Source organism: Acinetobacter sp. 2JN-4, assembly GCF_003687745.1.
Classification (GTDB): Bacteria; Pseudomonadota; Gammaproteobacteria; order Pseudomonadales; family Moraxellaceae; genus Acinetobacter; species Acinetobacter halotolerans.
The window spans coordinates 367,601-391,540 of sequence record NZ_RDNY01000002.1; the positions used below are offsets into that span (position 1 = coordinate 367,601).

Consider the following 23,940-nt stretch of genomic DNA (forward strand, 5'->3'; position numbering starts at 1 on the left):
AATTACAATTTTTTAATCAGATCAACCACATGCTGAGTTGCATTCGGTTGTGCTTGTTGACGTGCTTTAATGGCCATTTCAGATAAAAGCTGGCGATTGAGTAAACTCGCCAACAGCTCATCTAATGCTGCTGGTGTCATCTCTGTTTGCTGGCAAATCTTGGCAGCCCCCACATTTGCAAGGAATTTAGCATTGGCAGTTTGGTGATCATCCACCGCGATCGGCAAAGGCACAAAAACCGCAGCCAGACCAGCAGTGGCGACTTCAGTAACTGTCAATGCACCCGCACGACAGATAATCAGATCTGCTTCACTATAGGCTTTGGCCATATCTTGAATAAAGGGCTGAACTTCAACATGTAAACTCGCAGGCGCAGCTTGATAACGATTTCGCGTTGCGTCTTGCTGATTTTGACCACATTGATGAAAAACATTTAACGGCACATTGAGCTTGAGCAAGGCTTCAGGCAAACGCTCATTTAACGCTTGCGCACCCAATGAACCACCGACAATCAAAATATTGATCGGCTGTTGCTCTTGTTCACGGCTTTGATAACGCCATGACGGGTTCAAAATCGCGCTGATTTCAGCCCGCACAGGATTGCCTGTAGTGACTACTTTATCACTGCTTGGGAAAGTATTTGGAAAAGCCTGACAAACTGTTTTGGCAATCCGTGACAGTTGGGTATTGGTAAAGCCAGCAACTGCATTTTGTTCATGGATGAGAATCGGAATACCGAGCAAGCGCGCGGCCAAACCACCCGGTCCTGCAACATAACCACCAAAACCAGCGACAACATCAATCTTGAGCTGCTTCATGTAGCGCATTGCGCTTAAAGTTGCTTTTAAAATTTTAAAAGGTGCACTGAGTTTACGCAACAAACCATTGCCACGCACACCTTGGATATCAATTTGATAAATCGGAATATTTTGATCTTTGAGTAAGCGATTTTCCATACCAGTTGGCGTCGCCAACCATGAGACTTGGCAGCCTTCTTGTTGAAGTTGTTTGGCAACAGCAAGCGCAGGAAAAACATGCCCACCTGTACCAGCAGCCATCATCAAGACATGTTTGGGTTTGTTCTGTGGTGAATTGGTCACGGTGTAATTCTTCAACTCAAAAAAGAAGGTTATCGTCTATTGTTTTCGGCAGTTATTTTAATCCTAAAGTTTCATTCACGAAAAGCGAATTTCACTTGTTTACAACAGAAAGCTATACTTTTTGCAATTGTTTGCTAAAAACATGATGATGTCTACATCTAATTGCCCATTTACTGCTAAATTAACATAAAAAATAAATGGGCAATTCGGTCAAAAATTGATAATAAATTAGTTTGTACGACCCGCTTCTAACACCGCAAATAAATCATCGGCAATGGCAGTGCCAAATTGGTCATCAATCTCACGAATACAGGTTGGACTGGTGACATTAATCTCGGTGACATAATTGCCAATCACGTCTAATCCGACGAAAACTAGCCCTTTTTCACGCAAGAATGGCCCAACTTTTGCCGCAATCATTTTGTCATTTTCACTCAGCGGACGAGCTTGTCCTAAACCACCCGCAGCCAAGTTGCCACGCACTTCACCATTTTGTGGAATACGCGCCAAGCAATACGGCACTGGCTCACCATTAACCATCAAAATGCGTTTATCCCCTTCCACGATTTCAGGAATATAACGCTGCGCCATGATTGGACATGTGCCCAGTTCAGTGAGCATTTCTAAAGTTGAACCAATATTCACACCATCTTGATACAAGCGGAAAATCCCTGTACCACCCATGCCATCCAATGGTTTTACGATGACATCACCATGTTCTTTGATGAATTCACGAATTAAACTTTGTTGTGAAGTCACCAAGGTCGGCACTTGTAGCTCAGGGAATTGGGTAGCAAATAGCTTTTCATTACAGTCGCGTAAGGATTGTGGTTTATTGATAATCCACGCCCCTTCTCGCTCTGCCTGTTCCAAGATATAAGTGCTATAGACAAAATTCATATCAAACGGCGGGTCTTTACGCATCAACACCACGTCATAAGCAGCAATCGATTCTTTTTGCTTTTCGCCTAACTCATAATAATGATCATAATCTTCAAACACTTTTAACGGCGAAATCAAACCAAACGCTTTGCCTTGATCAATATACAAATCTTGTTGTAATGCATAACCCAACTCATGTCCACGACGGCTGGCCGCCCATAACATTGCCATGGTGGAATCTTTTTTTAGATTCACAGTTTCAATTGGGTCCATCACTACAAGTACACGCATAATCTGACGCTCGTATTTTTAATCTTGGCAAAAGTATAGCGAACTTTAATGACGATGTTTAAACAAGTTATGTAATTCTTAATTATAAAAAAATCTATTTTATTCAGTCGTCTACAATGATCTGTATATCAGGTCTGAATTGATCATTGATTAAAAATGAGAAAATTACTGGTAGATGATTTCAATACCAGTAATTTCCAAATCATCAACACTTTATACAACTTATGCCAAAAGTTTTTGAATATCTTTCGCAATTTTTTCTGGTTTTGTCGTTGGAGAATAACGTTTGATTACTTCACCTTTTTGATTGATCAAGAACTTGGTGAAATTCCATTTAATGCTTGCGCTGCCTAACAGACCTTTCGCTTCCGAAGTTAAGTATTGATACAAAGGATGTGCAGTTGGTCCATTCACGTCAACTTTGGCAAACATCGGAAATGACACACCGTAGTTGCGTTGACAGAAGCTGCCAATTTCTTCATTGCTTGATGGATCTTGATTGGCAAACTGGTTACATGGAAAGCCTAAAATCACCAAACCTTGTTGTTGATAATCCTGATATAGCTTTTCAAGGCCTTCAAATTGTGGGGTTAAGCCGCATTGACTTGCGGTATTGACCACCAATAAAACTTTGTCTTGATAATCTGCAAGGTTCTTTTGCTCGCCTTCTAACAGTTCAGCCTGAAAATCATAAATCGAGGTCATAACAGTTCTCTCTTCAATAAAAATGTGCAATATCCAACGTCGCTGTTTCGGTGATTCAGCTACATGGCAAATAATATTGCACACAATTATCTTGTGTGCAAGTTAATTATGCGCAATATACTTTCCCGTATTTCCAAACTATACTGTTCTCTAGCAATAATGATGGTGTTGAGGAGTAAAGCATGACTGAAATTTCTTACTTGGATAATCAAGTGTGTTTTGCTATGTATTCCGCGACCAATGCAATGATTCGTCAATATCGCCCTTTACTTCAGGAATATGATCTGACCTACCCGCAATTTATTGTGTTGTTGGCTTTGTATGAAAAAGACAATGTGACTTTGTCTGAAATTGGACAAAAGACCTTTTTTGATTCAGGAACGCTCACACCGATTATTAAAAAACTCGAAGAAAAGCAATTTTTAAAGCGTGTTGCGGTGAAAGAAGATGAGCGTATGAAAAAGGTGATCTTGCTGGAAAAAGCACTCGCTGCAAAAGATGAAATCACTTTAATTCCATTTAAGCTCGCCTGCTCTTTGGGTGTCGATCCCAATGATTTGGTGGCGATTCATAACTTATGTCATCGTTTTTTAAAGGGTTTGGAACATTCTAAACTCGAAAGTTTGAGTGAGTAAATGCAGCAAGCTATTGTTGGATTTCATTTAGATGACGAAGGACATTACGTAGCTGATCTCGCTTGTGGTCATACGCAGCATGTGCGCCATGACCCACCGTGGCAAAATCGCCCTTGGGTGTTGACTGAACAAGGGCGGAATGAAAAGTTAGGTATGATGTTGGAATGTAACAAGTGTGAGGAAGAAACCTTTATGAAATAGCTTGGTATTTCTTAAATAGCATTTGGAAGTTGATCGCTTTTTAAAACAATTGAACTTTCAACACTATGATTCATATTTTCAATAAATTGCAAAGTTTGTCTAAATTCTTTCGCTTCGGGAACTGGATGAAACAGTGCTTTGTGACCCAATTGTTTAACAATTCCTTCAATTTCAGCTAATTCCGCATTAAAAAACTCTTTTCGATGATTAACCTTGTTTATACGTCGATCGTTAAAATGTTTATGAAGACTTGATTCCAATTCAGGGGCATTTCCACTATAAATCATGGCATGTACATCAAATCTGAAAGGAAGTGCTGCATCACTTAATTCATTAATACGTTCAAAAGGATCAATTCTTCGGGTCAAACCAATTTTATAAATATGCTCCCCAAATACTCCAATATTTGAAATTATGTATACATACCCGACTTTTGTTTGCTGCGCCATAGATAAAGCTCTTTCTTTCTTTTGATGAGCTTGTTCCAATTGCTCATTTAGCAAATCAATTTGTGCCCGTAAGCGAACTTGCTCTTCACCTACTGACTTTTCAATCTCATTTCGTATCTTTGCTAATTTTTCTTCGTATTCCTTCTCTTGTTCTTCAGCATCTTCTATACTTTCACGTAGTTTCTCCTCTTCACGCTCAACACGTCGCAGTTCTGCTCTTTCTTCTTTTTCCTGTTGTAGCTTTTCTAAATACTCGAATTTCAAATGTAATTCATCTAATTTCAGTTGTAAGTATGCTTGGCTTATATAAATAAGATTTATTTCATTTTTTTTGTTAATACTATTGAATACATCTGCAACTTTCCTAGAAGCCGTATGTATATTTGACCAAGAAACTCTAGAAATAATTGCATCACACTCCCCATTAAAGGCACGTAATGTCAGATGAATATTGTTTTTTGTAAGTTTTTCACCGCTCTTTTTCTTTCCATTTGCGCCAACAATACTCCAGCTCTCTTCAGAAATAACTGCTTTTCCACTTTTGACCATTTCTTTTTGATGTTCTTTATTTTGAATAAGGGCTTGCTTATACTCATCACTTAATTCAAAAGAAAATGCAGGCTCATACACGCCCTGATCAATTAGTTCTAGATCATTGGAATAAAGTTTTAGACGATTTTCCACTTCATCCAAATAACCCTTCTTAATTAGATAATCAGATCTCATTTCTTCTATTTGAGTACTTAAGTTTTTAATAACTTGCTCAACGTCGCCAACACGATTCAATTTTCCATTAACTAAATCTAATTGTTGGCTTTGCTCAGACAATTTCTTTTGTTGATTTAAGATATCTTTTTTATATTGCTTTACTTTTTCATAGCTTTTCCAAACTATTAATCCTAATACACATGAGATTAAGAACCAAAAAAATGACATATACCCCCCTACCCAAAACAAGTAACTAACAAGAAAAATGCAATAAAAATAATGATAATCCAACCAATCATTCCTATTGAGTGTGGTTCCTTTTTAGCTTGGAAAATAGTCTCTTGCGCCTTAGGTGGCCATGGTTTCCATTCACTTTGGGGAGTACGTGTCTGTACTACTGGATTCGTTGTAGGACTGCTTTTTTCACCTGCATGAATTCTTTGTAACTGTTGTGATCGGCAAAAATCACAGATTTTTGCCCCGAAAGGAACTTCACACCTACAGTTTTCACAATAACTGATTTGCTTGTTACTTATGTGCGAAGATTTTTGGGTTGCTGTACCATGTATTTTCTTTAATTTTTCTGCACGGCATTCATCACAAATATCAACACCGAAAGGAATCTCAGCATCACATTCTTTACAAAAGCTTTTATCTTTAATATTACCTTTTAGGTAGATTTTAGAGTTTTCATCTATAGAAGACTTTTTATCTTGAATTTGCAATTCAGGGGATATTGTTTGAGATGGATTTATACAGACAATAGAATCCATTAGTTGAATGTATTTAACTTTCTTTGACAAACAGGAATCATAGAGTTCTTCTCTAACAGTTTCACTACTTATTTGTTTAGCCCTAGTATTTCTAAAATGTAACGGAACACTTGCTATTTGGAATCCATCTTCATCTAAAAGTTTAACCTCTTCATAAAATTCTTGTCTATTATAAAACTCATCATTAGGTTGCGGACATATACTAGCCTTTATACTTATAACTGTTTTATCTTGGTCAGATTTAATTTTTGCCTTTAATTCAGGAATCCAGTCTGAAATTTTCTGATTATTAAAAAACTCTTCAAAATTTGCTTTATCTTTAGATTTTGAAATTTGTACAGTCTTATTTAATAAATTAATGGATTCTATTTCACCTTTTTGAGATTGGTCATCTAAAGTAAAAGTTTCCGTAGCGAATACTGGTTGATTAAGTTTAATTGGGTTAAAAGTTAAATAGACACTATCAATTTCAAAGCCATCACTATCTAAAATTTTGACCTCTTCCTCAATACTATACGGTAATTTACCAAAATCATCTTTAGAACCAATAATTGATGCTCGTATAGATAATACACATTCATCACCGATATAAAAAAAATCACCCTTTAAATCAACAACTTTTATCATAGAACTCAACCTAAATCTAATATGAATTTATTTTTTATTATATTATATTACGAAATTATTGGGTTAAATTTAATCAAAAATACGTCAAAATATGTCGCATTAAAATTTATTAATCTATTTTTTAAGTATTCTTTAAATTGTCCTAATAACTAAACTCCACCCTTGACCTCAAGCTAAGATGAGCTTTTATAGTTGCCTTTTAATCTTAGATACATGGAAAGAGTAATGAGCGATTCGAATAAAACATTTCTCATATATGGTGTTAGTAAAGGACTAGGAAAAGCCATTGTTCAAACTGTACCAAGGTCAACAGATACGATCTATGGCGTATCCCGAACTCAACCGCAAGAAATTCAAAAATTAAACTGGATCTGTACTGATCTTTCCAAACCTGAACAAGCTGCAAGTGACGTAAAAACAGCAATTGGACAGCAAAAAGTTGATGTGCTGATTTACAACGTAGGTATTTGGGAACAACAGGCATTTAGCGAAAACTATAATTTTGAAAATGTTTCTGCCGCTGAAATCAACCAAATCATTCATACCAATATCACTACTTGTATCCAATCCATTCAATCTTTAATTGAAAATCTAAAACGCTCTGACAATGCCAAAATTATTCTGATCGGTTCAACTTGGGGCGTTGATAACCATAACGGCAAAGAACTTGTTTTCTCCGCCACCAAATTTGCATTAAGAGGTATTGCACAATCCCTCAGAGAAATCTTACGTGAACACTTAATTGGGGTTAGTGTGCTTAATCTAGGCTACCTTGCCAGTGAATATGAAATCGCCAAACCTGTTGAAGAAATTTTAGAACAAACGGAATATTCACTAATCCCATTAGCAGATGTTATTCATGCAATTAATTTTATTATTTCAACCAGCAAAGCAAGCTGTGTTAAAGAAATCTTGATGCCTGCAATGTTGGATCAGAATGTTTAGGTTTTTTCGCTTAGGTTGTGATTATATAAATGATCTTTCATAACAAATCGCCATTAGGTTTTAACTGAACAAAAATGTAGTCAGAAACCAAGGGCGATGTTGGAGTGCCAACGTCGTATAAAGATTCTTGATAAACACACATAAGTTAAAAAGCCCAATATATTATTGAGCTTTTTAGTTATAAATAAATTATATGTCCATTTTTCTAAATAAAAAGAAAGGTAAATTTCGGATAATCATCATAATGATCGCCCATTTACCTGGCGTATAGACGGTTAATTTACCTTTATCAATTCCTTGCACAATATCACGAGCGACTTGTTCAGGTGAGGCAAGCTTGCCTTTACCAGATATCCCAGCCGTCATAGGGGTTGCTGTCGGGCCCGGCTTAATTAAAGTTGCTGTGACAGCAGAGCCCGTTAAAGCTAGGCGATGTTGTAATCCTTGTAGATATTTATCAATCAGCGCTTTCGATGCACCATACACATAATTCGATTTACGACCACGATCACCAGCGACTGAACCAATTACTGCCAATTTTCCATGATTATGTTCAATCATATGTTTAGCAATAATTTCAGTAAATAAAACAGGTGAAATTGCATTTACTTCGATTGCCTGTTGGCATTGAAGTAAATCATTTTGACATTGATCTTGATCTGGTAAATTACCATGAGCAATTAGGGCAATATCGATTTTCCCATGTTGATTGATGGTATTAATGCAATCCTGAATGGCTGTCGCATTTAAAAAATCAACGGTCTGAAATTGGATGTTAGCTTGCGGGGTACGGACTTTAAGATCATTAGCAACACGTTGTAGCTTGTCTTGGTCTCGCCCTAACAAAATAATTTCATAAGGCTGCTGCTTAAGCCAGAGTCTGGCACAATGTTCGGCAATAGCGGAGCTTCCACCCACAATTAAGATTTTTGGTTGATTTGACATTTAAGCCCCTAATAGACGACGAGACATTTCCGAGCTGATGCCTGGATCTCGATATTTTAAAAATTCAGTAAAGCGAGGATAGCCCGCTTCAAATAGTGATCTTGGCATACGCGCATCTTTGGCTAAATAAAGGCGGCCTTGTGCGTGCTGTACAATATGATCCAATTCATTTAATAACTTTAATGTTTTTTCCCCACGATTAGGGAAATCTAACGCCAAAGTAACGCCAGACTTTGGGAAACTCAGTAATCCCCCAGATTCACGATCACCAAAGGTTTTTAATACAGCTAAAAATGAGCCCTCACCCGATTTTTTAATGGTGTTTAACATCTCTTGAGTGACTTCTTTGCCAATCTCTTTCGGGACCACACTTTGATATTGATAAAACCCTTTGGGTCCATACATTTTGTTCCATTCATGCATGGCATCTAACGGATAAAAGAATGGCTCGTAATATACGGTTTGAGGCTGTTTTTTTAGCGAATTTCCATGGAAATAGGCAAAATTAAAGACTGGTAAACTGAGTTTATTGACTAATGAAATAGGCGGAGTGATTGGAAATATTTTATCGTTAATTTTAGGTTCTATTTGAGTTGATTCACTCGCTAGGTTCCCCCGCGTGAAAAGTCCTTTGGCATTCGCACCATTCATACAATCAATCCAAGAAACTGTATATTCCCAGTCTGGTTCCGATGAATCAGAGAGTGCAAAAAACTCATCTAGATTGTGGTAAGGAATGGTTTCTGAGTCAATCCATGAACTTTGAACTGAACGTAACTGAATTTTTGCTTCTAAAATGATTCCTGTTAGACCAATCCCACCTAAGGTTGCATAGAACCAATCTGCTCTTTCAGTCTTTGAACACTCAATAACTTCACCATCAGTACGCATTAATTTAATGTATAGAACGTGATCACCAAAAGAGCCAAAAGCATGGTGGTTTTTGCCATGTACATCATTCGCAATGGCCCCGCCGACGGTAATCATTTGTGTTCCTGGTGTTACAGGTAACATCCAACCTTGCGGAATCAGTGTTCTATGAATATCTTGTAAAGTAGTACCCGCTTCGCAGTGTAAAATGCCAGTATTTAAATCAAAAGCAATCAAATGATTCAGAGCTGTCGTCAGCCATAAAATACCATTACCATTTAATGCGACATCACCATAACTACGTCCCATACCATGAGCGATACCCGGGAACGTGCCATGTTTTATTTGTTTGGATGCTTGTGAAGGTGTTATTAAAGGAATAATCTGATGTTCAGCGTCAGAAAGTCTACCCCAAGCCTGTATTGTTTTCATTTATGCCTCAACTTTACGAAACACAAAATGTTTATCTAAGTAATATTTGCAAATATAGCCAATCATTAGACCGATTATTCCACCCACGTAACGCATTTCTTTGGTTCCAAAAGCTGCGTGAAAGCCAAACTCAAAGCCCCAGAAAATAATCGTCGTAAAAATACCCATGATGGTATAAAGCATAAAAACCTTTCCATCATGTTTTGTATTCTGTGTTTTATATTTAAAAATATATTTTTTATCCAGCACATACTTAACAACTAAGCCAACACCTGTACCAATAAAAATTGAAATAAAAATATAAAAATTTCCAACATAAATGTAACTAGAAATATCTTGTGCTACAATATTGCAAAACGTTGCAATTATAGCAAATGCTGTATAGAGCAATGCGAGCTTAATCGAATCCATCATTTATATTTAATAGCGCTGAAAAACAAATGTATGATATAGCAGAAGATCGGTCTTTTCTAGCAGAAATCCCTGGACTGATTAAACTAATACGACCTAAACAATGGCTCAAAAACAGCTTTGTTTTTGCACCCTTAATTTTTGCAGGTGAGTTTTTACATTTAGGGTCGATTTATTCCGTATTATTTGCGGCATTTTTATTTTGTTTAGCTGCTTCAGCGGTCTATATTGTTAATGATTTAAAGGATATAGAAAAAGATCGGGCGCATCCTGAAAAGTCCCAAAAAAGGCCTTTAGCCTCAGGTCAGGTAAGTCCACAAAGTGCAATTATTTTATTAACTTTGATTTATATTGCTTTAGGATTCTCTTGGCTCATTGCTCCTCAAGTAATCTACGTAATCATCGTATATTTACTGCTGAACTGGGCTTATACCTTTAAACTGAAGCATGAACCAGTTATTGAAATCTTCATTGTAGCTTTTGGTTTTGTATTACGTGTATATGCAGGTGCTGTAGCCCTTGCAGTGCCTGTCTCTGATTGGATGTTTATTACCACATTAAGTATTTCACTTTATCTAGCGTCGATTAAACGTCGTCAGGAACTAGTGCAAAGTGGTTCACAAGGACGTGGTGTACTTGCACACTATTCAGTAAGTTTGATTGACCGCTTTGCGGGCATGTCTGCCATTACTGCAATCATTTTTTATAGTTTATATACGATGGCAGTACAGCCTCAACTCATCATTACAATCCCTTTTGTAATGTTTGGATTATTCCGCTACTGGTTTATCGTTGAAACCTTAAAAGGTGGGGAATCTCCGACTGACGTAATCGTTCAGGATTGGCAAATTTTATTAACTGTTGTTTTATGGATAACATGTTGTATTTGGACATTATGGCCAGCTTAACTTTATCTTGGATTATCTTGTGAATTATTATATTTACCTTATTACCCCATTTTTGGCTTGGCTAGTAGCTGGCTGTCTAAAATTTCTTATTAATTCAATTAAAGCAAAAAAACTGGCTTTTGGATTAATTGGTTATGGTGGATTGCCAAGTAATCATAGTGCCATTGTAAGTAGTATGGCTGCACTTATTGCGCTTAAAGAAGGGATTGATACACCTGCTTTTGGGGTTGCACTCACGCTCGCATTTATTGTGCTGTTAGATGCGAATAGTTTAAGGCGTGCGATTGGTAAACATGCGGTAGCTATTAATCATTTAGCTAAAGATACTCCCGAATATCAGCATTTAAGAGAACGCATGGGCCACACAAAGATTGAGATCTTAGCTGGTGTACTGGTTGGTTGTTTTGTTGCATTTTTAGCTAGTACGTTATAAATCAAATATTAAATTGTGACTATATAACTCACAACTGTTAATTTAGCCACCAATTTACCCTCTCCCAGCATAAGTTATTTCATAATTAATTTATAGCAGAATATTTATGAACATGTTAATTAAAAGCAACAAAGAATATATTAAATACATTTTATATTCTTTGTTAACCCTTATTGTAATTGTATTTATTCACAGCAATATATATTCTTTTGACTTCACAATAAGATTACATGACTATTTATACTCACAATGGGTATTTAGCTATGACTATGGTTTTGTCAGAAGAGCTTTACCGGGTGAAATCTTAAGTTTTTTAGGAATAGATCCGACTTATAGACATGTTCGTTTGGTATCCATTATATTATTAATTATATTATTCTATCTTTTTGCTAGAATTACATATATTTTCTTCAATAAATTAAAATTTAACGATAAATACATTATACTTTTTTCATTATGTGTTTTTAGTTTATCCTTCATAACCTCCCAATGGATAAGAGAATTATCTCGCTTTGATCATATTGGTCAAATAATTTTATTAATTTCAGTTCTACTTATATTAAAAAATATAAAAAAATCTATTGTCCTAACATTTATATTATTAACATTGCCAATAATGGCATTAACACATGAAGCAATGCTAATATTTTTTGTTCCAACTTTAGCTTTTATTTATTATCAGAAATATAGAAATATAAGCCACATTTTTCTGATTGGGGCAGAATCTTTTATCCTATTGGTAACTGTAGTTATCTATGGAAAAATGTCTACTTTTCAGGTTAATTCAATTATTGAAAATTTCATGTATTATGAACATTTTCAACCTTATGCGGTGAGTACATCATTACTGACCTTAAAAGAAAATTTTGTAACAAACTATCAAACCTTTTTTGAAACCAAAGCATATTTAAAAATATTTTTTACATTTCTATTTTGCTCTCCTATTCTTTTATTTATTAAAAAAAGCACAGACAAAAAAAACTTTCTTCTAATATTATTTTTTTCAGCATCACCCTTAGCTCTAACATTAATAGCATTTGATTATATTAGATGGATTGCACTATTCCTCTTTAACCTTTCTGTAATATTTATGTCATTAGCAATAATGAACAATATTAGTAGAGATTTAATTGCATCAAATTTTATAAATTTCAAGAAACTCATATATTCCTACTCTATAGTTTCATTATTACTAGGTCCTCTAGGGATAGGCAGTACTTTTATAAATTTCTATGAAATAAACCACCCATGGGAAAAAAGAGAAAAATGGGGTCAAGAATTACTTATTAAGTTAAATGATCCAATTCCTTTAGCTGATATTAGGCTAAGTATTGATGATGTTAACTCAATTACACAACTTTATTTTTTAAACAAAGAAGAAATTAAACAAGAGAAGCTAAACAAAATGGTTATAAATTACTATGTTGAAGCTTCAAATTCTGGAAATGGTGATGCCCAAAATACTCTTGGTTTTTTCTATTTCCATGGAATATATACATCTATAAACTATTGCTCTGCATTAAAAATGTTTAAAATGGCTGCCCAAGATCAAAACAAGCATGCCTTATATAACTTATCTCTTTTATATAGAAACGGGATTTGTATAAAAAAAAATATTAAAAAGGCGAACAGTTTATTAATACAGGCTTCTTCCCATGAAAATGATTTGGCTAAATTTATGTTAGCTATTAATTTTTTACATGGAAATAATGGGTTTGTTAAAAACCAAAAAGAGGCTTTAAAAATATTAACTGAACTAAAGAGTAAAGGAAATTTACCAGCAAAAATTTCATTAGAGACACTTAAGTTGGAGTAACATTAAATTTTGAGTCTAATAGATGAAATCGTATTAAGGTACTTTTACAGTTTTAGCTATTTTAAGAATAGCTAAAACTAACATAATATAGCTTTTACGTTTTTTAATTTTCAGATCAATGCCTTAAAGTAAGCCGTTCTAGAATCCAACGCATTGGAACGGCTTGTACTTCCTCACGATCTACGTCTATTTTTAAACCATTCGTTAAAATAAGAAAAGGAAGCCTTCGCTTCCTTTTCTTTTATATTTAAAACTTAGATGCCATATTTTTCACGATAAGCTTGCATATTTGCTAAAGCTTCTTTTTCGCCTTTCGCATCTAAATAATCCATCAAATCTTTCATGGTAATTAAAGCGTGTACAGGGATTTCGAGTTCTTTTTGCACTTCCTGAATCGCAGAAAGTTCACCCTGACCACATTCCTGACGATCTAACGCCACCAACACACCTGCAATGGTCGCACCTGCATTTTTCAAGATCGTGACCACTTCACGAATCGCAGTACCCGCAGTGATCACATCATCAATGATCCAAACCTTTTGACCAGCAACCGATGCACCGACCAACATACCACCTTCACCATGATCTTTGGCTTCTTTACGGTTAAAACCCCACGGTATGCTCTTACCATGTACTTGAGATAACGCCACTGCTGTCGCTGCAACAAAAGGGATCCCTTTATACGCAGGGCCAAAAATCACCCCAACATTGTCACACTGAACCAATTTATCGGCATAGCCTTGCGCTAAAAGTGACAGTGCTTCACCATCATTGAGTAAACCAGCATTAAAGAAATAAGGACTGACACGACCTGATTTTAAGGTAAACTCACCAAATTTAAGCACACCACGTGATAATGCGAGTTCGATAAAAGCTTGCGGATGAAATGACACAGGCGTTGTCATATAAGGTGCTCCAAATTCTTCAATTGAGGTTAAACAGACGTATGATACCAAAGGATAGCTATCCAAGTGATGTAAAAATTCTTCGAGTCGTTTCAATTAATGTGAATGGGCTACGCGCATCCGTAACCAAAGGACTATTAGAATGGTTAGAGCAGTCCGATGCTGACGTGGTATGTATGCAAGAAAGCCGCATTACGCATGAACAATGGACCGACAAATTTAAACCTGAAGGCTGGTATACCCACCTGTTCCCTGCTGAACGCGCAGGCTATGCAGGCACGGCGATTTATAGTCGTCTGCCGTTTGTTTCAGTGAAAAATGGCTTGGGGTTTGAACTGGCAGACTCGCAAGGTCGTTTTATCGCGGCTGAATTTGATTTAGGGCTGTCACATCCTGTTCATATTGCCTCGTTATACTTGCCATCAGGATCAAGTGGTGACGAAGCGCAAGCACGTAAAGATTTATTTCTACAAGAATATGCCCAAATACTAAAACAATGGCGAGATGAAAATAAATCGATCATCGTGTGTGGTGATTACAATATCGTGCATAAACGCATTGATATTAAGAACTGGTCAGGCAACCAGAAATCATCAGGCGTCTTGCCCCATGAACGTGCATGGCTCGATCATATCTATGATGAGTTGGGATATGTCGATACTTTCCGTGAAGTACGACCTGAAGCAGAATTGTACTCATGGTGGTCAAATCGTGGTCAAGCCCGTGCCAAAAATGTCGGTTGGCGTATCGACTACCACGCCTGCTCTCCAGACTGGAAAGCACGTGCTGCAAATGCTTGGGTCTATAAAGAACAATGGTTTAGTGACCATGCACCTGTGATTATTGACTATAAAATACACGATTAAGTGAACAGTTGTTCACTTTGGTCGCCTCTTTAACTTACATGCTATGTCGTTTTTTGTGTATTTTTATTTAGCTGCTGTATCGGCATTATAGCTGCACGGCACAGGGAAGCGGTCAGGATGACCACAAAAGGATAGGACGCCGTAGGAAGACAAAATAAACTTAGTTTAAGTTTATTTGCAAGGATGAGACATTGGACGTTGAAATGAGACCCGCATGATCAGGATGATTAAATGCGGGTTTTCTCTTTTTGTACTTTGCGTTAGGCTGTCATTGATATTTTTTATTTCCCGATGGTTTTCAGCATGTTTAAAATTTACGGTATTAAAAATTGTAATTCGATGAAAAAAGCCTTTGATGCACTACAAGCAAAAGGAATCGATTACCAGTTTCACGATTATAAAAAACAAGGCATTGATGCTGCGACTTTAGAAGTTTGGTTGAAAGACATCGGCGCAGAGAAAGTGCTAAATAAAAAAGGCACTACATGGCGCAAATTGACGGCAGACGAACAAGCCCACGCCACCAGCAATCAAGAAAATCTAATTGAGACTTTAATCGCTCAACCAAGTTTAATTAAACGCCCAGTCCTACAAACGCCACAAGGTTTTGTGGTCGGTTTTGATGAGGAGACTTATCAGAACTTATCTGCTTAAAGCAGATATCACAAAAAACCGAGTCATTTGACTCGGTTTTTTGGATTTATCAAGATAACTTAGTTAGAACGTACCCAAGTTTGGTTACGACCCAGTGCCGCAACACCGATATAACCGCGTAATTTTAGCTTTTTACCACCGTCAGTGAGTTCAGCTTTAAGTTTATAGGTTTTACCATTTTTTGGATCAACGATAGAACCACCATCATAATTTACACCACCTGAATTCTTCAGGTTGCGAACAATGACCACACCATTCAGTGATTTATTATGAAATGGACCTTCACATTTCGTACAAACACTTTCTTGGCCAGGGACTAAATACTTCTGAATCGATGCAGATAATGAACCGTCCTTTTGTTCAGTAAACTTGACGATAGCTTTTGGTTGCTTGGTTTCATCATCAATGGTTTGCCACACGCTACCGTGTAATGCATCCGCCGCATTGGCAAAAGCTGTCAAACTAAACAATCCTAGTGCTAAAGCAATTTTCTTCATTTTTGTAATATCCTTAATGGGTCTTTTAAGACTAAGAGTATTGAGAACTTCCATTAATATTGCAATTCTTGATTGTGACTATTAGGTACAATCTGAACAGCTACAAAACACTGTTCTGATCACAACAAAATGTGGACTAAAATCAAGCGTTCTCTTAGTTGTATACTGCTCTAACAATATGGAAAAATTATGAAATTTGGTACTGTTTGGAAATATTATTTTACTGAATCCCTACTCAAAGCGACCATCCGTACACCGAGTCAGTTCAATGTAGCACCGAATGCTTTGCGTCCTGTATTGGATCAATTGTGTCGCTTATTTCCACACAATCCAAATGCTCGAATTCGACCTTTGCGTTTGGCAGGTATTCGTGGTGAAGAAATTAAAACTCAAGCCGCAGCAACTCAGCTCATTTTTCATATTCATGGTGGTGCTTTTTTCTTAGGAAGCCTAAATACACACCGTGCTTTAATGACCGATATTGCGGCATGTACACAAATGCAAGTGATTCATATCGATTATCCTTTGGCGCCTGAACACCCGTTCCCAGATGCGATCGATGCAATCTTCGATGTGTATCAAACACTGCTTGTTCAAGGGATTAAACCCAAAGATATTATTGTTTCTGGTGATTCTTGTGGTGCGAATCTCGCATTGGCACTGTGCTTACGTCTCAAACAGCAACCTGAGTTGATGCCAAGTGGCTTGATTCTAATGTCACCTTATTTAGATTTGACTCTCACCAGCGAATCACTGCGCTTCAATCAAAAGCATGATGCTTTACTTTCAATTGAAGCGCTACAAGCAGGCATCAATCATTATTTAACCGAAGATATCCAAGCGGCCGATCCTCGGGTATCGCCACTATTTGATGATTTAACAGGTCTACCGCCTACATTGGTTCAAGTTGGATCAAAAGAAATCCTGTTGGATGACTCAAAACGCTTCCGTGAGAAAGCGGAACAAGCAGATGTCAAAGTGATATTTAAACTCTATACCGGCATGTGGCACAACTTCCAAATGTTCAATGCATGGTTCCCAGAAGCCAAGCAAGCATTAGCAGATATTGCTAAATTTGCACATCGACTCGATCGTGATTAAACACCTTCAAATTGTGTGAAAAATGGTCAGCTATCGCTGGCCATTGTCATTCTTGATTCATTTTTGTCATCATAAAATATGATTGATTGGATATTTAGATAATAGTCTATTTCTCAAAGAATTTTTCCCGTCCTGATTTGCACTCAAAAACCTAAAACCAGACTTTTTTCTCATTCTAAAGATGCTATTGTTATTTTAATTATCGTTTCTTGATCTTTCTGATGACGAATTTACATTCATAAAGTCTCTTAGGAATCTCATTGCATATAAGGATGCATGCCAATGATAAAGATTCAGTTTAAGCGTTTAGTCAATCGAGAAAAATGGAATTTCTCGCAATTTTGGGAACATGAACCACTGATTAACTGGAACATGTTAAAGAAATCGATTCTGCTGCTCATACTTGCTGCTTTTATGACCCTTTTCGGGATTGTTTGGGATGTGCTGGTCTTGCTCAATCCCATCACATGGCAGTGGGTAAATTTACCGTTGGTTTATTCCAAGTTATGGACCAACGTGATTATGCTGATGGTCTTTTTAAGCCTAATCGTGCCTTGCTATCGCTACAAAGACCAAGCTTGGGCACATGAAATCATTCCTATTTTAAGTGTACAGCTTTTTACCGTGCTGCTCTGTCATACCAGTTATTTGATCGGAAGTTTTAGCCCTGCAACCATGGTGGTATATGTCAGCGTCGTCGCAGTTGGATTGGTTTTATTTAATCGTAAGATGATTTATTGCGCGCTGGTGCCTGCCACCATGGCTTTATTATTTTGCAATTTTCTCAGTATGTTTGGCATGCTTCAGTACGCACCGCTATTTAATCCAGAAGTTCTCAATCAATCCGAGATGCATCCCTTTTGGGTAGGGAGCATGCTGTTTTTTCTATTACCAATTTTGATTGCCTGTTTATTTCTATTTGAAATTTTGCTGACCCAATGGCGTTCACGAGAGTTGGCGATTCAACATCTAAGCCGTCTCGATCCTCTCACCGATGTGTTAAATCGTCGTAGCATTAGTGCTTATCTAGAAAAATTACATCAACAACCCAACTCGTTATATTCAATTGTATTGCTTGATCTGGATCATTTTAAAAATATTAATGATCATTTTGGACACAGCATGGGAGATCAGGTTCTGATTCAAGTCGCGAACTGCTTAACCAAACATTTACGTGATCAAGATATGATTGGTCGTTTTGGTGGGGAGGAGTTCATTTTATTATTGCCGCATACCACCACCACTCAAGCGCAAAATATCGCGGAACGTTGTCGTGTGGCGATTGCGAACCTACGTTTTGTGGCAGAAGATCAACAAGCGTTTTCAGTCAGTGCCAGCTTTGGGATCAGTAGTTCACTCAGTGCCGATGAACCGCATCTGATTATTAGTCAGGCGGATCAAGCACTCTATGCGGTGAAAGCGGCTGGACGGAATCAAGTCCAGATTTTTGAGGATTTGATTCCTGATTAACGCAGCAGATGAGTAATCTTCTGCGCGATTGATTGATATTTAAGCCTGTAAATACTCTTCACGATTTTGACGGTACGGCTCATCAAGAGGCACAAACATTTGTTCTTGTTTGGCTTCGGCGATCCACTGCTGAACCGATGCCAAAGACAAGATTTTTTGCATGTAAGCTTGGCTTGAAGCAGAGACAGGGAATTGGAAACACACAAAACGCATGACTACAGGTGCATAAAATGCGTCGGCAACACTAAACTCACCACATAAGAAGCTATCTTCACTTGGGCGTTCTGACCAAATTTGTTCAATACGAGCCACATCAGCACGAAGTTGATCATGTTCAGCCCAAAGTTTTTGACCGATATGGCCTAAATCAGCCTCAATATTCATTGGACAAAGATTACGTAAACTTTGAAAACTGCTGTGCATTTCTGCGCTAATGCAACGCGCTCGAGCACGTAATTTTTTATCCTGTGGCAACAAGTTTTTTTCAGGAGATTGCTCTGCGACATATTCACAAATCGCCAAACTGTCCCAAACCGTCACATCAGCATCCACCAGCACAGGTACTTTACCCGTCGGATTCAGTTTCAAAATTTCTGTCTTAAATGGACTATCTAGTTCAAAATCATCAAACTGAATGAGATGCTCTTGAAACGAAATCCCTGCCTGTTTTAATAATATCCAAGGACGCATCGACCAAGTAGAGTAATTTTTATTGCCAATAAATAAAGTATACATGCTTATGATTTTCCTTCAAATAAAGCCAGTTGCTGTAATAAATCTGCCTTTTTAAATGCCCCAGTTAATCGTAACGAACGAATTTCTTGTTGTTGCTGATCTAAAAATAAGTAGGTCGGCGGTCCTAAAATATCCCATTGCTTTAATAAAGTTTGATGAGAAGCATCATACTGACTTAGATCTAGCTTAATTAAATAATACGGTGCTAAGGCTTGTTGTACTTCTGCATCTTTTAAAATACGGTGCTCAATTGGCTGACATGCCACACACCAATCTGCATACACATCAATAATAATGCCGCGACCTTTCGGCGTATTGGCTAACACCTGTTGAAATTGCTCAGCGGTCTTTGCCACATGCCATTCAGCCAACTTTTCCGCCTGAACAGAACCCAGATTCTGAATATGTTGATATTGAGTATAAGCAAGAAATGGTATGGTGAGTATTAACAAGAGAATATATAGCCATTGCAACTTACCTTTTTGAGCGAATAATCGGTAAAGTGCATAAATAATAAAAGCCAAACCTAAAACGAGGCTAAGCAATTGCATCGCCAGCTCTGGCAATAACGGTCGCAGAAAATAAAGGCTTAATGCCAACATTAAAAAGGCAAAAATCACCTTAATCTGATGCATCCACTCCCCTGCTTTCGGTAAAGCTTTAGCACCTAAAACACTCGCGAGCAATAAAGGCAATCCCATCCCAAAGCCAAGCGTGAACAACAGTAAAGCACCCTGCCATTGATTTTGGTTTTGTGAAATAAACAACAAAATCCCAGCCAATGGCGCAGTCATGCAGGGTCCAACCAATAACGCTGAGATCATGCCCATGACACTGGCACCGATTAAAGTACCGCCCTGTTGCATCGACTGCATACGATCCAATTGATTGACCCATTTCTGTGGCAGTTTTAGCTCAAACAAACCAAACAAGTTTAAGGCAAATACAATAAATAACAGGCTAAATGCAATCAAAGTCGCAGGTTGTTGCAACCAACGTTGAAAATTAAGTCCAGCCGATGATGCAATCAAACCTAATACAGCATAAACCATGGCCATACTGATCACAAAAGTAAAGGCGATCGCCCACGCTTTGACTCCTTTGTTGTCACGGACAATCAACGAGGTCAGAATCGGCAACATCGGTAATGAACACGGCGTAAAGGCCAGTAATATCCCTAAACCGAGAAATAACAATACACTATAGGCCAGTGAATGTTGTGCCAAGGTCGTAGACCACTTTTGGTCTTGTGCCATACCTGCTGAATTAGTCGCAGTAGGGGAATCTAAAGCAGATGATTGATCATCTGAAGCGGTATCAAACGCTGTAGTTTGGGTATTTAAGGCATTGGCAGAACGGGCAACATCTAAAAAACGTTTTTGTGAATTTGAGCCTGTATTTTGCACACTAACCAGACCATCGGCATCGGTCTGAAATTCTATATTTTGGGGTGGGTAACAAATCCGATCTTTGGCGCAGCCTTGCCACGTTACTCGATAATGTTGAGATGCTTGGGTTGGGATTTCAAATTCAGCTTGCTGATAATAAACTTGGCTATGTCCATAGTTCTCATCATATTGATCAACCGCTTTAGGCAAATTTAATTGTACGGGTTGATTGCCTTGTTGTACTTCGAATTTGTGTTGATACAAATAATAGTTTGGTTGAATATTCCAATGGAGTCGCGCCTGATTACGCTCAGTTGATTCAACCGAAAAGGCAAATGCATCTTCAGGGTTTAACAGCTGCGCTGATATATTCTCTTGGGCATAGGTCATCGACCCACACAACAACAATAAACTACCAAGGAAGTAACACATCAGTTCGGAACTATAGCCACCCTGAGTACATTTTTTCATGATGATTTCTCTTCGATCAGCCCAATGCTCCCGATGAGATATACAGGAATTCACGGGAGATCATGAGAAGATAATTTTGCTTAAAATAAAACCGATACGCCTAAACCACCGTTGTAGCTTCTGGCATCACCATTTAAATCAACCCCAACATTGGCATCGAGCTGCATACGATTATTCACCGCATACACCAAACCAGTGCCTAAGCCATATTCGTAATCTTGGCTTTCTGCTTTACGGTAAATAAATTCTGAGTATCCAGATAATTTACCTGCAATTTTATAATCAATGGTTGGAATCGCAGTCACTGCCCAATTACTGTTTTGGGCCTCATAACGCATAGTAATCGAAGTACCGATCAGATCACTAAACTCATAAGCTACAGCTGAAGTTAAACTATAGATATCATCATGGGCAGTAAATTCATCGTTCCCAGTAGCAAGAATCGCTTCTGCTAATAACGCCATGGTGAGACGATCATCGTGTAGATTAATGGCTTTTTTCAAACCAATGCTGACATCACCTAGGCCATTGGTTTCTTTGGTCATGCTCGCACGTTTATGCTGCTGCCAAACAGGACCTTGCCAACCAAGTTGTAATTCCAAGCCTTTAGCCAAACCTGTACGCAATAACATGTCGCCATTGAGGGTTAAGGTTTTCTCTTTTTCACCATCTACGGTTTGTTTTTGATAGCTGACTGTCGGCAAACCTTGTTCCCATGCGAGCTGCCCAACAGGCGTAATTCCTGTACCCATGCCAGCGCCAGGACGATCAAAAGAGAAATCTGCAGCAAAAGTCGTGCTCGCCATCATCGATACAGCAATAAAACTCAATGTTTGAAGTTTATTCATCATTATCCCCTTTCTATTCTTTGACTACGCTTAGGCGGTCAGTTCTTTTGACATTTTTGCACCATTGTTACGCAGTAACTCAAGCGTCTCACGCTCTTCAGCTAATGACTCAGACCAATCGATTTCATCAAAGTCACAATCAAAGAACAGTTGGCTGATTGACGATAAAATCGTTAAACCTTCTTCATCACGTGTATTTGGATCAACTTTTTCATCCAATAAGCGTTTTACCACTGGCGCACAAGCTGAACTTGCTGCATCCCAAAGTGGGCCATAAAACTCTTCTGCATCCCACAAATGCAAATTCGCTTTCGCCTGAATGAGTGCATCTAAAATATCTAAATAGACTTTAAGTTGTTGTTGTTTTTCAGTTTCAGCAATGGGTTGATTCGCTTCATAGGCCTCACAAATCTTTTCCCACCATGCAAATAAGCCATCACAAATGACTGAAACAGGTGGACCTTGCTCAGGATCAATAAAATTTGGGTCAAGTCCTTCAGCAAGTAGAGTTTGCACTTGGGCTAAATCGAGTTGTTGTATGGCTTGCACCAAGGCCTGTTGCTGTTTGCTTAACATGACCAATTCTCACAATATAATATTTAATGTTTCTATTATGCCGAATATCCCGACAGCTTTTTATAAAATGAACTAAAAATCATGTATAAATTTGATACAGGCATAAAAAAGCCTCAAATTAGACCAATAAAGCATTATTTGTTTGATGAAAATGGAAAATGGCAAGATGAAAATATCCATATTGGATGTACAGAAAATATTCAGAGATTTGCTAAATCATAGAATTAGTCGAGAGGATGCTGAAGTTTGGGCAACAGCCAGGATGAATGCGTTAGACAACAACGAATTATTTTTTGATCCTGCTACACAGGAAGAACTTTTATGGAACGCAGTAATCTATTTAAGTGGTATTGGATTAAAAATAGTCCCTGAGGAATATATGGAAGACGACGATGGTATTAAAGAAATGTTTGATACTTATTGGGATTAATAAGTGATGAACTATAGCAAACCGTGAAAAAATATATTTACTATTACAACCATGATCGAATCAAGGTTAAATAAAAGGACTGAGTCCTGTCATTTACAGAACTCAGTCCTTAAAAGCAGCTTAATCAAACTGTCCAACTTACTTGATCGAGGTCAGAAAAAATAAGGCTTTTTTTATGCAGATATGATTATGCTTCTTTTACATCTAAATCATCATCTACATCAATATATTCAGGCAAGCCACCACGATGGTGGTCTTTTTTCTCATACAAATGCTCCAGACTGCGTTTCAACTTATCAATCGCACCATGAATAGAAAAATCAATATTTGCAGCTTTATGTGTTACTGCGACAGGCTTCAAACCTGCTGGGCGAGCTTCGATCATACAGCGTTTATCATGATCTCCCGTTTTTTCCCCATTTTCATCACTGAGATGAACTGAAAAATGTGTAATACGCTCACTATAGCGTTGAAATTCTTGCATTAGTTCTGCACGGACATAACCAATTAAACGTTCACTACCTTGAATGTTTTTATCTGTACGGATTTCAATATTCATAAATATCTTCCTCTCTTTTCGATGAGACGTTTTGACTAAACTTGTTATTTAGACGCATTTTGATCATGCCGTCATTCAGTGCATCTGTATATTCTGATTGTGTAAATACCTGTAGTCTCCTTGCTTTGCATCTGTTGCTTTTCAGTATGTGAGAAGATCTTCTATATTTCCAATATCCGTCCATAATTAAAAATATGCAAGCTGATTTTTGACATTTTTTATTTGCGTTGGTGCGCCCGTTACGGCTGCTTACTGCAGGCTTCCCCTCTCGCAGCAAAAATTTTTAAATAATATCAAGCCAATTGGGTG

Annotated in this window: 26 protein-coding genes; 11 read left to right on the forward strand and 15 right to left on the reverse strand. The window is 37.6% G+C overall.

The window, feature by feature from the left end; all coding sequences use genetic code 11:
• Positions 1 to 2: 2 nt before the first annotated feature.
• The 3 genes from murG to EAH57_RS04645 form a co-directional block, all read right to left on the reverse strand.
• Positions 3 to 1,100, reverse strand: a complete 1,098-nt coding sequence (gene murG, locus EAH57_RS04635; RefSeq protein WP_121929032.1) for an undecaprenyldiphospho-muramoylpentapeptide beta-N-acetylglucosaminyltransferase — start codon at positions 1,098 to 1,100, stop codon at positions 3 to 5.
• A 228-nt stretch (positions 1,101 to 1,328) separates the two neighbouring features.
• Positions 1,329 to 2,273, reverse strand: a complete 945-nt coding sequence (gshB, locus tag EAH57_RS04640) for a glutathione synthase (protein WP_004673453.1) — start codon at positions 2,271 to 2,273, stop codon at positions 1,329 to 1,331.
• A gap of 222 nt (positions 2,274 to 2,495) precedes the next feature.
• Positions 2,496 to 2,978, reverse strand: a complete 483-nt coding sequence (locus tag EAH57_RS04645) for a glutathione peroxidase (protein ID WP_121929033.1) — start codon at positions 2,976 to 2,978, stop codon at positions 2,496 to 2,498.
• A gap of 182 nt (positions 2,979 to 3,160) precedes the next feature.
• Here EAH57_RS04645 and EAH57_RS04650 point away from each other — a divergent pair, with 182 nt between their 5' ends.
• Positions 3,161 to 3,613 carry a MarR family winged helix-turn-helix transcriptional regulator gene (locus tag EAH57_RS04650; protein ID WP_017396478.1) on the forward strand — a complete coding sequence of 151 codons (453 nt, stop codon included), beginning with the start codon at positions 3,161 to 3,163 and terminating at the stop codon, positions 3,611 to 3,613.
• A complete protein-coding gene (locus tag EAH57_RS04655) occupies positions 3,614 to 3,814 on the forward strand; it encodes a DUF3565 domain-containing protein (protein ID WP_121929034.1) in 201 nt (66 codons plus the stop codon).
• Positions 3,815 to 3,825: 11 nt separating this feature from the next.
• Here EAH57_RS04655 and EAH57_RS04660 read toward each other — a convergent pair whose 3' ends face one another.
• Entirely contained in the window at positions 3,826 to 5,199 is a 1,374-nt protein-coding gene (locus tag EAH57_RS04660; protein ID WP_121929035.1) for a DUF4041 domain-containing protein, read from the reverse strand.
• A gap of 8 nt (positions 5,200 to 5,207) precedes the next feature.
• The gene (locus tag EAH57_RS04665) at positions 5,208 to 6,371 is read right to left on the reverse strand and encodes a zinc ribbon domain-containing protein (protein WP_121929036.1); all 1,164 of its coding nucleotides are present in this window, start codon (positions 6,369 to 6,371) and stop codon (positions 5,208 to 5,210) included.
• 225 nt (positions 6,372 to 6,596) lie between these two features.
• Between EAH57_RS04665 and EAH57_RS04670 the strand changes: the two genes are divergently transcribed.
• On the forward strand, positions 6,597 to 7,316 hold the full coding sequence (locus EAH57_RS04670) for an SDR family oxidoreductase (RefSeq protein ID WP_121929037.1): 720 nt from the start codon (positions 6,597 to 6,599) through the stop codon (positions 7,314 to 7,316).
• Positions 7,317 to 7,505: 189 nt separating this feature from the next.
• Here EAH57_RS04670 and EAH57_RS04675 read toward each other — a convergent pair whose 3' ends face one another.
• Genes EAH57_RS04675 through EAH57_RS04685 form a run of 3 tightly spaced genes read right to left on the reverse strand, consistent with a single transcriptional unit; the run spans position 7,506 to position 9,977 of the window.
• Positions 7,506 to 8,261, reverse strand: coding sequence for an SDR family NAD(P)-dependent oxidoreductase (locus tag EAH57_RS04675; protein WP_121929038.1), 756 nt, complete (start codon positions 8,259 to 8,261; stop codon positions 7,506 to 7,508).
• Positions 8,262 to 9,563 (reverse strand): FAD-binding oxidoreductase, encoded by a 1,302-nt coding sequence (locus tag EAH57_RS04680; RefSeq protein WP_121929039.1) that lies wholly within the window; start codon positions 9,561 to 9,563, stop codon positions 8,262 to 8,264.
• Entirely contained in the window at positions 9,564 to 9,977 is a 414-nt protein-coding gene (locus EAH57_RS04685; RefSeq protein ID WP_121929040.1) for a GtrA family protein, read from the reverse strand. It lies immediately after the preceding gene.
• Between the two features lie 26 nt (positions 9,978 to 10,003).
• Here EAH57_RS04685 and EAH57_RS04690 point away from each other — a divergent pair, with 26 nt between their 5' ends.
• From EAH57_RS04690 to EAH57_RS04700, 3 genes are all read left to right on the forward strand, one after another.
• On the forward strand, positions 10,004 to 10,882 hold the full coding sequence (locus EAH57_RS04690) for a decaprenyl-phosphate phosphoribosyltransferase (RefSeq protein WP_121929041.1): 879 nt from the start codon (positions 10,004 to 10,006) through the stop codon (positions 10,880 to 10,882).
• 19 nt (positions 10,883 to 10,901) lie between these two features.
• Complete coding sequence (locus EAH57_RS04695) at positions 10,902 to 11,315, forward strand: divergent PAP2 family protein (RefSeq protein ID WP_121929042.1); 414 nt, start codon at positions 10,902 to 10,904, stop codon at positions 11,313 to 11,315.
• 106 nt (positions 11,316 to 11,421) lie between these two features.
• Complete coding sequence (locus EAH57_RS04700; protein WP_121929043.1) at positions 11,422 to 13,131, forward strand: tetratricopeptide repeat protein; 1,710 nt, start codon at positions 11,422 to 11,424, stop codon at positions 13,129 to 13,131.
• Positions 13,132 to 13,385: 254 nt separating this feature from the next.
• Here the strand turns inward: EAH57_RS04700 and pyrE are convergent, their stop codons facing one another.
• Positions 13,386 to 14,036 carry an orotate phosphoribosyltransferase gene (pyrE, locus tag EAH57_RS04705; protein ID WP_004673479.1) on the reverse strand — a complete coding sequence of 217 codons (651 nt, stop codon included), beginning with the start codon at positions 14,034 to 14,036 and terminating at the stop codon, positions 13,386 to 13,388.
• Between the two features lie 41 nt (positions 14,037 to 14,077).
• Between pyrE and EAH57_RS04710 the strand changes: the two genes are divergently transcribed.
• The gene (locus tag EAH57_RS04710) at positions 14,078 to 14,902 is read left to right on the forward strand and encodes an exodeoxyribonuclease III (protein ID WP_004673480.1); all 825 of its coding nucleotides are present in this window, start codon (positions 14,078 to 14,080) and stop codon (positions 14,900 to 14,902) included.
• A gap of 303 nt (positions 14,903 to 15,205) precedes the next feature.
• Entirely contained in the window at positions 15,206 to 15,556 is a 351-nt protein-coding gene (locus EAH57_RS04715) for an arsenate reductase (protein WP_121929044.1), read from the forward strand.
• A gap of 59 nt (positions 15,557 to 15,615) precedes the next feature.
• Here EAH57_RS04715 and EAH57_RS04720 read toward each other — a convergent pair whose 3' ends face one another.
• Positions 15,616 to 16,053 carry a DUF2147 domain-containing protein gene (locus tag EAH57_RS04720; RefSeq protein ID WP_004673483.1) on the reverse strand — a complete coding sequence of 146 codons (438 nt, stop codon included), beginning with the start codon at positions 16,051 to 16,053 and terminating at the stop codon, positions 15,616 to 15,618.
• Positions 16,054 to 16,242: 189 nt separating this feature from the next.
• Here EAH57_RS04720 and EAH57_RS04725 point away from each other — a divergent pair, with 189 nt between their 5' ends.
• Positions 16,243 to 17,154 (forward strand): alpha/beta hydrolase, encoded by a 912-nt coding sequence (locus tag EAH57_RS04725; protein WP_121929045.1) that lies wholly within the window; start codon positions 16,243 to 16,245, stop codon positions 17,152 to 17,154.
• 282 nt (positions 17,155 to 17,436) lie between these two features.
• Positions 17,437 to 18,624 (forward strand): GGDEF domain-containing protein, encoded by a 1,188-nt coding sequence (locus EAH57_RS04730; RefSeq protein ID WP_121929046.1) that lies wholly within the window; start codon positions 17,437 to 17,439, stop codon positions 18,622 to 18,624.
• A 39-nt stretch (positions 18,625 to 18,663) separates the two neighbouring features.
• Here the strand turns inward: EAH57_RS04730 and EAH57_RS04735 are convergent, their stop codons facing one another.
• From EAH57_RS04735 to EAH57_RS04750, 4 genes are all read right to left on the reverse strand, one after another.
• Positions 18,664 to 19,359, reverse strand: a complete 696-nt coding sequence (locus EAH57_RS04735) for a glutathione S-transferase family protein (protein ID WP_121929047.1) — start codon at positions 19,357 to 19,359, stop codon at positions 18,664 to 18,666.
• A 2-nt stretch (positions 19,360 to 19,361) separates the two neighbouring features.
• Positions 19,362 to 21,218 (reverse strand): protein-disulfide reductase DsbD, encoded by a 1,857-nt coding sequence (gene dsbD, locus EAH57_RS04740; protein ID WP_121929048.1) that lies wholly within the window; start codon positions 21,216 to 21,218, stop codon positions 19,362 to 19,364.
• A gap of 80 nt (positions 21,219 to 21,298) precedes the next feature.
• On the reverse strand, positions 21,299 to 22,066 hold the full coding sequence (locus EAH57_RS04745) for a transporter (protein WP_171407374.1): 768 nt from the start codon (positions 22,064 to 22,066) through the stop codon (positions 21,299 to 21,301).
• 30 nt (positions 22,067 to 22,096) lie between these two features.
• Positions 22,097 to 22,642 carry an ankyrin repeat domain-containing protein gene (locus EAH57_RS04750; protein ID WP_121929050.1) on the reverse strand — a complete coding sequence of 182 codons (546 nt, stop codon included), beginning with the start codon at positions 22,640 to 22,642 and terminating at the stop codon, positions 22,097 to 22,099.
• Positions 22,643 to 22,808: 166 nt separating this feature from the next.
• Between EAH57_RS04750 and EAH57_RS04755 the strand changes: the two genes are divergently transcribed.
• Positions 22,809 to 23,072: a hypothetical protein gene (locus EAH57_RS04755; RefSeq protein WP_121929134.1), complete on the forward strand. Its 264-nt coding sequence runs from the start codon at positions 22,809 to 22,811 to the stop codon at positions 23,070 to 23,072.
• Between the two features lie 187 nt (positions 23,073 to 23,259).
• Here EAH57_RS04755 and EAH57_RS04760 read toward each other — a convergent pair whose 3' ends face one another.
• A complete protein-coding gene (locus tag EAH57_RS04760) occupies positions 23,260 to 23,631 on the reverse strand; it encodes an HPF/RaiA family ribosome-associated protein (RefSeq protein WP_004673497.1) in 372 nt (123 codons plus the stop codon).
• Positions 23,632 to 23,940: the final 309 nt, after the last annotated feature.

Bases quoted from the DNA above. Each gene is read 5' to 3' on its own strand.
- gshB (WP_004673453.1), bottom strand. From the start codon at position 2,273: ATGCGTGTACTTGTAGTGATGGACCCAATTGAAACTGTGAATCTAAAA.
- EAH57_RS04645 (WP_121929033.1), bottom strand. From the start codon at position 2,978: ATGACCTCGATTTATGATTTTCAGGCTGAACTGTTAGAAGGCGAGCAA.
- EAH57_RS04650 (WP_017396478.1), top strand. From the start codon at position 3,161: ATGACTGAAATTTCTTACTTGGATAATCAAGTGTGTTTTGCTATGTAT.
- EAH57_RS04655 (WP_121929034.1), top strand. From the start codon at position 3,614: ATGCAGCAAGCTATTGTTGGATTTCATTTAGATGACGAAGGACATTAC.
- EAH57_RS04660 (WP_121929035.1), bottom strand. From the start codon at position 5,199: ATGTCATTTTTTTGGTTCTTAATCTCATGTGTATTAGGATTAATAGTT.
- EAH57_RS04665 (WP_121929036.1), bottom strand. From the start codon at position 6,371: ATGATAAAAGTTGTTGATTTAAAGGGTGATTTTTTTTATATCGGTGAT.
- EAH57_RS04670 (WP_121929037.1), top strand. From the start codon at position 6,597: ATGAGCGATTCGAATAAAACATTTCTCATATATGGTGTTAGTAAAGGA.
- EAH57_RS04675 (WP_121929038.1), bottom strand. From the start codon at position 8,261: ATGTCAAATCAACCAAAAATCTTAATTGTGGGTGGAAGCTCCGCTATT.
- EAH57_RS04680 (WP_121929039.1), bottom strand. From the start codon at position 9,563: ATGAAAACAATACAGGCTTGGGGTAGACTTTCTGACGCTGAACATCAG.
- EAH57_RS04685 (WP_121929040.1), bottom strand. From the start codon at position 9,977: ATGATGGATTCGATTAAGCTCGCATTGCTCTATACAGCATTTGCTATA.
- EAH57_RS04690 (WP_121929041.1), top strand. From the start codon at position 10,004: ATGTATGATATAGCAGAAGATCGGTCTTTTCTAGCAGAAATCCCTGGA.
- EAH57_RS04700 (WP_121929043.1), top strand. From the start codon at position 11,422: ATGAACATGTTAATTAAAAGCAACAAAGAATATATTAAATACATTTTA.
- pyrE (WP_004673479.1), bottom strand. From the start codon at position 14,036: ATGACAACGCCTGTGTCATTTCATCCGCAAGCTTTTATCGAACTCGCA.
- EAH57_RS04710 (WP_004673480.1), top strand. From the start codon at position 14,078: ATGATACCAAAGGATAGCTATCCAAGTGATGTAAAAATTCTTCGAGTC.
- EAH57_RS04715 (WP_121929044.1), top strand. From the start codon at position 15,206: ATGTTTAAAATTTACGGTATTAAAAATTGTAATTCGATGAAAAAAGCC.
- EAH57_RS04720 (WP_004673483.1), bottom strand. From the start codon at position 16,053: ATGAAGAAAATTGCTTTAGCACTAGGATTGTTTAGTTTGACAGCTTTT.
- EAH57_RS04725 (WP_121929045.1), top strand. From the start codon at position 16,243: ATGAAATTTGGTACTGTTTGGAAATATTATTTTACTGAATCCCTACTC.
- EAH57_RS04730 (WP_121929046.1), top strand. From the start codon at position 17,437: ATGATAAAGATTCAGTTTAAGCGTTTAGTCAATCGAGAAAAATGGAAT.
- EAH57_RS04735 (WP_121929047.1), bottom strand. From the start codon at position 19,359: ATGTATACTTTATTTATTGGCAATAAAAATTACTCTACTTGGTCGATG.
- dsbD (WP_121929048.1), bottom strand. From the start codon at position 21,218: ATGAAAAAATGTACTCAGGGTGGCTATAGTTCCGAACTGATGTGTTAC.
- EAH57_RS04745 (WP_171407374.1), bottom strand. From the start codon at position 22,066: ATGAATAAACTTCAAACATTGAGTTTTATTGCTGTATCGATGATGGCG.
- EAH57_RS04750 (WP_121929050.1), bottom strand. From the start codon at position 22,642: ATGTTAAGCAAACAGCAACAGGCCTTGGTGCAAGCCATACAACAACTC.
- EAH57_RS04755 (WP_121929134.1), top strand. From the start codon at position 22,809: ATGAAAATATCCATATTGGATGTACAGAAAATATTCAGAGATTTGCTA.
- EAH57_RS04760 (WP_004673497.1), bottom strand. From the start codon at position 23,631: ATGAATATTGAAATCCGTACAGATAAAAACATTCAAGGTAGTGAACGT.